The organism is uncultured Kiloniella sp. (assembly GCF_937128705.1).
GTDB lineage: Bacteria > Pseudomonadota > Alphaproteobacteria > Kiloniellales > Kiloniellaceae > Kiloniella.
This window is the reverse complement of record NZ_CAKZMP010000033.1, coordinates 1-8,919: the sequence shown is the minus strand read 5'-3', so window position 1 is coordinate 8,919 and position 8,919 is coordinate 1. Positions and strand designations below refer to the sequence as shown.

Genomic DNA, 8,919 nt, shown 5'->3' with positions numbered 1-8,919 from the left:
ACGTTTCTGACTTTCTTGACCAATATTCCGTAATTGATCGTTTCATCAATCTCGTCATTAAGAACAGGACGAGGACTCAGTGTGAGTTCAAGGTTTAGTTTTAACCGCTGTGGTCGCAGTCTTTCTTCTTCAGTCAGGCCTATGTTGCAGCTGAGGGTAAGGTCTCGTACCGTTAATTTTTGTTCAATTAACTGGCTTCCGGAAATAGCGGATTTTTCGGATGTCATCTCGACATTCCTTTTCTTTAAAACAGTCTTGTTCAAGCCCTGATTAGCTGGGTAACTAATCGGGCGCTAATCTACGCTTTGAACTTGAGAAGGTCAAAAGCATTCCAAACGTACTTACAGTATTAATCTTTAGGCGACAAAGAGCTTATCTTTGAACTGGTAAAGAATGTAAGCTGCGTAAAGAGCAATAAAGAACACGCCTTTCGAGCGGCATATTTTACCAGCGTGAATCATGGTCGGAACGATCAGTAGACTTACGCCTGCCATCACCCACATATCAAATTCGATGACGGCCGGAGAAACTGTGAAAGGCGATACAATTGCGAGCACACCGAGGATCAGGAGCAAGTTGAAGATATTTGACCCCAGCGCGTTGCCAAGCGCAACATCTGTATGCCCTCGAATACCCGCAACTACGGCTGTTGCAAGCTCAGGAAGCGAGGTCCCCAAGGCGACAAGGGTCACACCAATAACGGTTTCGGAAATACCTGCAGCACGGGCAATTATTTCAGCACCATCGACAAGAAGCTCAGAGCCATAGATAAGGCCCGCAACGCCTATGAGAAGGAGTAAGATTGAAATAGGGATAGAGCCCGGTGCTGCTTCTAGTTCTTCTGCCAGTTCTGGGTCGGCTTCTTCTTTTGGATTACATTTTTTCTCGCGATAATAGCTGCGCCAGATATAGAAGATAAGGGTGGCGAGCATGAATACGCCATGCCAGATGGTAAAGGTACCTAAAAGCGCAAAGGCAATAAAAATTGCTGTAGCAATTAACATAGCGATGGTGTCGCGCATTACATCGCAAGGTTTGGTTGCGAGTGGCGAAATAAGGGCGCCTACACCCAAAATTAAAAGGATATTTGCAATATTTGATCCGATGACATTACCAACACCAATGTCTGTTGCGCCATCAAGTCCAGCAACTAGGGTTACCATTAATTCTGGCATCGAGGTTGCGCAGGCCACAATGGTCAGGCCAATAAGCATTGGTGAAATACCAAGCTTCCGAGCAATTCCAAGTGCGCCACGGAGGAGGATTTCACCGCCTACTGCTAATAGGACGAGGCCCCCGCCTGCTGCCAGAAATGCTGTTGCTGTCATATGTATTTCACTCTTTACTGTGTTCGCACCGGATCTCTCTGTTGTTGCAGAGAGAGAATACAGGCCATTAAATGCCCCTCATCGGGGTGTATTTCAATAGCCTATCGGAATGATTGTCAAATTTTGGCCTTATTTTCGGTTTTTTGCTGCATTTTAAGTTTTTAAGGGGATCAAAAGATAAGGCGTCCTCGGAAATTGATAACGGATCTCTTTATTGTGGGTTCTGTTACTCATTTTTATGAAACTCAAAATTACAAAACTATCTATAATGAGACCGCTTGCTCATATACAAATCATGCTGTGAAAGACGTTATTGCAAAGGTCCTCTTCTTTCTGCATCTTTTGTATGTGAGGTGGGGAAGAGAAAAATCAATTAATTGTTTTCGTGCCCGAGCAAAATTCTGTGTTTCGTTAAGTCATTAGCTGAAAATAAAAAGAAAAAATCCGATTTAAGTAAGTGTTCAAGCCCTCTTTAGGCGGTTTTGAGGGATCAAAACCTTCACGTTTGTTCCCTGATTGACCTTGCTTGTGATTGTCAGTGTTCCATCGTGGGCGTCGATTAACCGCGATGCTATGTAAAGCCCCAAGCCGACACCTTTTCCTGCTGCCCATGAAGAAGAAGCTACTTGTGTGAAGGCTTTGCAAATGTCTGGTAAACGTGTCTCTTCGATACCAATTCCAGTGTCTTGGACTTGGAAAAGCAAATTGTCGTCGTTATCGTAATCAATGAGTAGTGAAACGGTTCCGCCTTCCGGTGTGTATTTAAAAGCATTGCCCAGTAAATTGATCAGTATCTGTCTAAACCGTCTGGAATCACCTTTGATCAGGATATCTTTTGCTTTGTTTTCAACGATAAGCGTTTGGTCCTTTTTCATTGCTTCCAGTTCAAAAGTGGCGTGGCAATAATCAACGATGTCATCGTGTTGGAAATATTCTTCAAACAGTTTTAGTTCGCCACTATCAATAGTAGAGGCATCAAGTAGCTCGTTTATTAACTCCAAAAGATGCTGTGCACTGGAATGTATGTCCCTGATTGCAGCTGTTTGTTTTTCGTTTATTGGGCCGTAAATCTGGTGTCCGAGCATATCCGAAAAGCCAATAATTGCATTCAAAGGGGTTCGGAGTTCGTGGCTCATTGTCGCCAGAAAATTACCTTTGGATTTATTTGCACTTTCGGCTTCTTGCCTAGCAATGGTCAGCTTATGGGTACGTTCAGCGACACGTTGTTCTAGGTTAAGATTGAGTCGTCTTAATTCTTCCTGGGCTTTGACTCGTTCCGTAATATCTTCCTCTGTTGCAACAATTACTTGTCGGCCTGAAACTGGATCTAGCCCTATTTCGGCTGTTAGTGTGTGCCAGCGTTCGCCAAAGGCAGTAAATACTTTTATGTCTCTTTTGAAGCGTTTCGGTGTGTCGTGTTGGTCCAGAATACGTTTGCGGATTTCAGGGTCATTATAACGATCTTCAATCGTTGTTGATTTCTCTTGAACATTATAAGCATTCGCGGCGGCCGGATTTTGCGCTAATAGGCTACCGTCACCATCAAACGTGGTAATCATCAAAGGAGTATGCCTGACGGCTTCTAAAATCCTTTTGGTTCTGTGGTCCAGTTCGTCTTTTATTTGTGGCGTCGCCTCAATAAGGAGAGCTTTTCTACCACTTTCTATTAAAATTGGTGTGAAGGTGAGAATCGCCATTTGTGGCTGACTATTCGGATAGAGAGTCCAGTTTTCTTCTACCCGATCACCCCGGGCAGACGTTTCGAACATTTCATGCAGGCGTCGTCTTACTGAGCTGGAATCAGTTGAAAAATCTCTTTTTACAAGGTCCTCAAGGGTATCGGCGTTCCAGAATTTGAGCGCAGATTCATTTCCCCACCAGATATTATGGTCTTCTATGTCGAAGATCCAGATGGCCGTACTTAGCCTGTTAAAGGCTGATAAATCCTGCCAAAAATGAAACTCTGGCAAGCTCTCAGTCAGTGACGAAGTCATATGTTCTTCCTAGAAGTTAAGCGCAGGATATCATTGAGCGAAGAAGTTGGGAAGTTTAACCCGCATATAAAGCAATGATTGCTCTATATCTTGTTTCCTACCTCAAGCTCTTTTCCCTTTGCGATACTTCTTACTCTTTGACTTGGCTTCAGCAATCGCCATACGGTCAGATAAATTATTGCCAGAAGTATTTGTAAGACCAAGTTCATCGTCTTGCAGTTTTTTAATCTCATCTCTGATTCTGGCTGCTTCTTCAAATTCCAGATCCGCCGCAGCCTCGTGCATGCGTTTGGTCAGATCGTCGATGTAGGATTTGAGATTATGTCCTACCCGATGACTGTCACTTGTGTCTTTGAGATCTACGGTAACATGATCGCTTTCATATACTGAACCGAGTATGTCACCGATTTGCTTGCGGATTGTCTCTGGCGTGATGCCGTATTTTTCGTTGTATTCCTGTTGTTTTTCTCTGCGGCGGTTGGTTTCATCAAGCGCTCTGGTCAGAGAAGGGGTCATCTTGTCGGCGTAAAGAATAACTTTGCCATCCACATTACGCGCCGCGCGACCTATGGTCTGTACCAATGCTGTGGTCGATCGCAAAAAGCCTTCCTTGTCCGCATCAAGGATACATACGAGACCACATTCCGGAATATCAAGCCCCTCACGTAACAGGTTAATGCCAACAAGGACGTCAAACACACCTTTTCGCAGGTCTCGAATAATCTCCATTCTTTCTAGGGTATCGATATCCGAATGAATATATCTGACTTTTAGATGTGCTTCGTGAAGGTATTCGGTCAGATCCTCCGCCATACGTTTTGTCAGCGTGGTAACAAGAACCCGCATATTGCGACTGACGACGTCCTTACATTCTTTGATAAGGTCATCAACCTGTGTTTCCGTAGGTCTTATCTCGCAAACAGGATCTAATAGTCCTGTCGGACGAATAACCTGTTCGGCAAAGACGCCGCCTGTTTCATTCAACTCCCATGGCCCGGGCGTGGCGGAGACAAAGACACTTTGCGGGCGCATAGCTTCCCACTCTTGAAATTTAAGAGGGCGGTTGTCTATGCATGACGGAAGTCTGAAACCATATTCTGAAAGATTGGACTTTCTGGCAAAGTCACCATTATACATGCCATTAAGCTGGCCGATTGTAACGTGGCTCTCATCCACGAATAAAAGGGCGTTGTCTGGCAAGTATTCAAAAAGTGTGGGAGGTGGCTCACCGGGGGCGCGTCCGGTAAGATATCTGGAATAGTTTTCAATGCCTGCGCAAGCACCCGTAGCTTCGATCATCTCCAGATCAAAAATAGTGCGCTGTTCAAGACGCTGAGCTTCCAGGAGCTTATTTTCCTGATTGAATTTTTCCAGTTGGACTTTGAGATCTGCTTTAATCCCTTTCGCCGCCTGCAACAAGGTTGGGCGTGGGGTTACATAGTGGCTGTTGGCGTAAACCCTAACACCTTCCAGATCGGCGGTTTTTTCGCCAGTTAGCGGATCAAATTCCTGTACTGATTCGATTTCATCGCCAAAGAAAGATATCCGCCAGGCACGGTCTTCGTAGTGTGCTGGGAAAATCTCTAGTGTGTCACCACGTACTCTGAATGTGCCGCGACCAAAAGCAATGTCGTTACGGGTATATTGAAGCTCTACCAAGGATTTTAAAATATCGCGCATGTCGACTTCCTGCGCGACCTTTAGGCTTAGCGTCATTTGTGCGTAGGTTTCAGGAGAACCAATACCGTATATACAAGAAACTGAGGCAACGATAATTACATCATCCCGTTCGAATAGTGCACGGGTCGCTGAATGTCGCATGCGATCAATCTGCTCATTGATTGAGCTATCTTTTTCTATGTATGTGTCTGTTCGGGCGACATAAGCTTCTGGCTGATAATAGTCATAATAAGAGACAAAGTACTCGACCGCATTATCCGGAAAAAAGCCTTTCATCTCTGAATAGAGCTGGGCGGCGAGTGTTTTGTTGTGGGCTAAGATAAGGGCTGGTCTCTGTAGTTTTTGAATAGTTTGCGCCATTGTAAAGGTTTTACCAGACCCTGTTACGCCCAATAGAACCTGGCTGCGCTCTCCTTGGTTTAATCCATCGCAAAGCTCTTTTATAGCTTGGGGTTGATCCCCTGAGGGCGAGAACTCTGAATCAAGGCGGAAGGGTTTAGAGTCGTCTTTGAAAAAACTGTCTGATGCGCGTTCAATCAATGGAGAGGTCATACGTGTTCTGTGCCCTGAAGATTAAGAAAATTATTGAGGATCAGCTAGCTTGGTCTGCAACGACCAACTTTTGGAACAAAGACTGATCCATAATACCTTCGCTATTGATTAGAAGAATACGTGAATCCGGCGATAAGCCAAGAACTTCGCGCGTATCTTCATGTGTTGCTGTCATAATCAAAGCTGCCAGCCCGGCAATGCTTGATTCACCCGCTTTCAAGGCAGGGTCATCAAAAGGCGATTCTGCGATCAACTTCATTGTTGGGCCTGTGATCGCATCAGGTATCGTTATAAAGAAGTCTGCCCCACGAGATAGTATTTCCCAAGCGATAGGGGATGTCTCTCCACAATCTAATCCAGCCATAATGGTGTGAACATTACCGGTTTCTTTGTCTCCGCTTGCTCTGGTTAATTTCCCTTCAGCGGCAGAGGCATATAAGCAGGCTGCGTTTTCAGGTTCGACAATAACGATTTTGGGACGCCTTTCCCCTAGATGTAACCAAAAATAACCCGTTAATGCAGCGGCTAATCCGCCCACGCCAGCTTGGATAAATATATGCGATGGGGGGATTGCTTGGCGAAAGGGACGTGTGAAATATTCTTTCAAGGTTTCTTCGGCAATAATGCTATAACCTTGCATTATTTGGGCGGGAATGTCGTGGTAATCATCCCATGATGTATCAGAGATGATCTGATAATCGTTTTCTTCTGCTTCTTTTATGCAATGTCTGACGGTTTCGTCGTAACCCAGCGGCATCTGGAGTACTGTTGCGCCGTATTCTTCGATGGCTGCGATACGCGATTGGCTGCAACTGGCGGGTACATAAATAATAGCGTTGCAGCCGAAGATCTGGGCACCCCAAGCGACAGAACGCCCGTGATTGCCATCCGTCGCCGTCGCGACCGTCAATTCCGATGTAATGTCCCTATAGATGCCTTTGCGTAAGTCATCTGAATTGATTGCGATCTCTTTTGTTTGTTCTATAAAAGTTTTCAGAAATCTAGAAACAGCATAGGCACCGCCGAGTGCTTTAAAGGAGCCGAGATTAAATCTTTCGCTTTCGTCCTTGAAACTGATGTCAACGAGATTAAGTTTCTTTGAAAGATTAGGGAGAGAGACAAGAGGACTGATTTGATATTCGGGCCAAGCCTTTATTTCGTCATAGGCTTTCTGGCAGCTTTCTTTGGAGAGAATGTGTTCGAGTTCTTCTCCATAAGTCAGTGATCTAGATGCATCAGGATTAGGAAGCAGGTTGAATTGTGATCTTTTCCAGATTGAGAAATAGCGGTCCATTTGACTTAATCTTAAGTGTCCTGACGAATGTAATTGTATCCAGTTAAGCTTTTTTTTCGTGTAAGGAAAAGAGGTGAAAAAATTAAAGGCAGTTGTTAATTAGAATTATTCTAAAAAAATCTTGACTTCAGGAATTTCTACAGATTAAGTAGGCCCTGAAAATACCCTCTGCGCAGGGCTTTGCGCAATTAGATTTTGGCGCAATTAAAATTTGCATTAATACCGGCGCTCACATTGTGGGCATAATTATGAGGACGTGTAAGCATGCTTACGATTGGTGATAAGTTTCCAGAATACGCTTTGACAGCGGTTGTATCTAATAACCCAACGGATGGCTTTGTTGAAATCACAGACAAAAGCTACGAAGGAAAATGGAAAGTTGTTTTCTTCTGGCCAAAAGATTTCACATTTATTTGCCCAACTGAAATTGCTGCTTTTGGCGCAATGAACGAAGAGTTCGAAGATCGCGACGCGCAGATTCTTGGTGTTTCTACGGATAGTGATTTTGTTCACATGGCATGGCGTAAGGATCACGAAGATCTTAACGATCTTCCTTTCCCAATGGTTTCTGATATCAAGCGTGAGCTTTGCGAAGGTCTAGGAATTCTCGACGCTGAAGCTGGCGTTGCCCTTCGTGCCACGTTTGTCGTTGATCCAGACGGCATCATTCAGCATGTTGGCGTAAACGGTTTGAACGTTGGTCGTAACCCACAAGAAACCCTTCGTATTCTTGATGCGCTACAAACTGATGAACTGTGCCCATGTAATTGGAACAAAGGCGACGACGTTCTTAAAGTTGCTTAAGAACCAAGAGCTTTGACAAAAGGGCGGGATCGGGAAACTGAACCCGCCCTTTTTCAGTTAAGCGTATTGTTTGTTCCCGTTTGCCATAACCCTTTTGATTTTTATTCTGCTTTCCTGTGTTTTGCTTTTTAGCATTCTGTCCTGACGAATAAAGATCCATTCCACAAGCCCGAGATAAAGTGAGAACAAGATAGTGTCTATTAGTGACTTAAAGTCAGCAGTGCCTGATTATGCAAAAGATCTTAAGCTGAATATTACGAATGTTTTGACATCAACGTCCCTGAATGATCAGCAAATTTGGGGAACTGCCCTGTCATCTGCCCTTGCAAGTCGAAATGCTTTTGTTATCAAGGCAATTAATGCTGAAGCAAAAGAAAAGCTATCTGCCGAGGCTTATTCAGCGGCTAAATCAGCAGCGTCGATTATGGGGATGAATAATATCTATTACCGCTTTGCCCACCTCAGCGGAAATGAAGACTACTTAAAGCTACCTGCCAGATTGCGTATGAACATCATTGGTCGACCTGGTGTAGATAAAGTTGATTTCGAACTTTGGTCGTTGGCTGTGTCATCTATTAATGGCTGTGGCATGTGCATTGAATCCCACGAAAAGCAAGTTGCCGCAGGTGGAATTTCGAAAGAAGGCATTCAGGATGCAATTCGTATCGCGTCTGTGATGCATGCGCTTGCCGCGACATTTGATGGGGAAGATGCTTTAGCCGAGTAGGATAAGCAATCTAACTGTTCGTGATCGTGTTTAAGAAAGAGGCTCTTGGGCCTCTTTTTTTATTTCTGCTTTCTTTTGTTCTGTCATCCGTTGAGCAAGGAATGTTTCCGGGGACAGGATTGCGGCTAGGGAAACGGAAACTGTAGAAAGGGATATTAACAAGACCAAAAGAGCTGTAAGGCTAACGAAACCTGTTTTTGTCTCGCTTTTTTTGTCTAAATTGCGGACATATCCTGTTTGATGCATCCCTCTTATTCCTCGTGTTGGATTGAAACGACCTAACATCGTCAGGAATTGTATCTAATGTTGGCGTTTTATTTAAAAACTCGGCTAGTTAAGCTTTCTAGAGATCAAGTGTGACCGCTATTTAGAAGAAATGCGGCAATTTGGTGTTTTATAAATTTGAGGACTAATAGCCTTCTGGTCTGATGCGACAACAGCCCTTCTTTTCTGGCCTATCTCATTGATTAGCTAATCATATAAAATGGTTTTAAACTGCGATTCACTGTTGCGGTGTCTGTGTTGGTTATATTACGGTGC

8 protein-coding genes are annotated in these 8,919 nt (G+C 44.2%); 2 read left to right on the top strand and 6 right to left on the bottom strand.

What is annotated here, in order from left to right:
* The 5 genes from Q0241_RS01940 to Q0241_RS01920 form a co-directional block, all read right to left on the bottom strand.
* A partial coding sequence (locus tag Q0241_RS01940) for a dihydroneopterin aldolase (RefSeq protein ID WP_299372214.1) occupies positions 1–227 on the bottom strand: 227 nt, incomplete at its 3' end.
* Positions 228–356: 129 nt separating this feature from the next.
* Positions 357–1,328: a calcium/sodium antiporter gene (locus tag Q0241_RS01935; RefSeq protein WP_299372212.1), complete on the bottom strand. Its 972-nt coding sequence runs from the start codon at positions 1,326–1,328 to the stop codon at positions 357–359.
* A gap of 461 nt (positions 1,329–1,789) precedes the next feature.
* A complete protein-coding gene (locus Q0241_RS01930; RefSeq protein WP_299372209.1) occupies positions 1,790–3,322 on the bottom strand; it encodes a PAS domain-containing sensor histidine kinase in 1,533 nt (510 codons plus the stop codon).
* A gap of 102 nt (positions 3,323–3,424) precedes the next feature.
* On the bottom strand, positions 3,425–5,554 hold the full coding sequence (gene uvrB / locus Q0241_RS01925) for an excinuclease ABC subunit UvrB (RefSeq protein WP_299372206.1): 2,130 nt from the start codon (positions 5,552–5,554) through the stop codon (positions 3,425–3,427).
* Positions 5,555–5,594: 40 nt separating this feature from the next.
* A complete protein-coding gene (locus tag Q0241_RS01920; RefSeq protein WP_299372202.1) occupies positions 5,595–6,848 on the bottom strand; it encodes a diaminopropionate ammonia-lyase in 1,254 nt (417 codons plus the stop codon).
* Positions 6,849–7,112: 264 nt separating this feature from the next.
* On the opposite strand from Q0241_RS01920, the gene Q0241_RS01915 reads away from it, so the two are divergent.
* Positions 7,113–7,652 carry a peroxiredoxin gene (locus Q0241_RS01915; protein ID WP_085901129.1) on the top strand — a complete coding sequence of 180 codons (540 nt, stop codon included), beginning with the start codon at positions 7,113–7,115 and terminating at the stop codon, positions 7,650–7,652.
* 193 nt (positions 7,653–7,845) lie between these two features.
* Complete coding sequence (locus tag Q0241_RS01910; protein ID WP_299372197.1) at positions 7,846–8,379, top strand: carboxymuconolactone decarboxylase family protein; 534 nt, start codon at positions 7,846–7,848, stop codon at positions 8,377–8,379.
* A gap of 30 nt (positions 8,380–8,409) precedes the next feature.
* Here Q0241_RS01910 and Q0241_RS01905 read toward each other — a convergent pair whose 3' ends face one another.
* Positions 8,410–8,625: a hypothetical protein gene (locus tag Q0241_RS01905; RefSeq protein ID WP_299372194.1), complete on the bottom strand. Its 216-nt coding sequence runs from the start codon at positions 8,623–8,625 to the stop codon at positions 8,410–8,412.
* Positions 8,626–8,919: the final 294 nt, after the last annotated feature.